Below are 250 nucleotides of genomic sequence, written 5' to 3' on the forward strand. Positions count from 1 at the left end.
TCTTGAGCTGGCCCGAGGTATTCACCGTCGAGTTGGACTGTCCGGTCGCGGTCGAGAGCGTCGCCGCACCCGAAGTGACCTTCGCGGTCTGCACGCCGGTGGCGAGGTCGATCGCGTTGAGCAGGTCGGTTACAGTTGCGCTCTGGAGATAGACGGTCGAGTTGCCGTTGCCGTCGGTGACGATGTTGCCGTTGACACCACCCGAGGTCACGCTGGCTGCCGACTGCGGCGTCTGCGCGTTCTTGAAGGT

At 64.0% G+C, this 250-nt stretch carries 1 protein-coding gene; it reads right to left on the reverse strand.

The genetic code is table 11. The features are described 5' to 3' along the window. A partial coding sequence (locus TSA1_RS27110) for a DUF1522 domain-containing protein (protein WP_145984434.1) occupies window positions 1-250 on the reverse strand: 250 nt, incomplete at both ends.

It is taken from the genome of Bradyrhizobium nitroreducens (genome assembly GCF_002776695.1).
In the GTDB taxonomy this organism is placed as follows: Bacteria; Pseudomonadota; Alphaproteobacteria; order Rhizobiales; family Xanthobacteraceae; genus Bradyrhizobium; species Bradyrhizobium nitroreducens.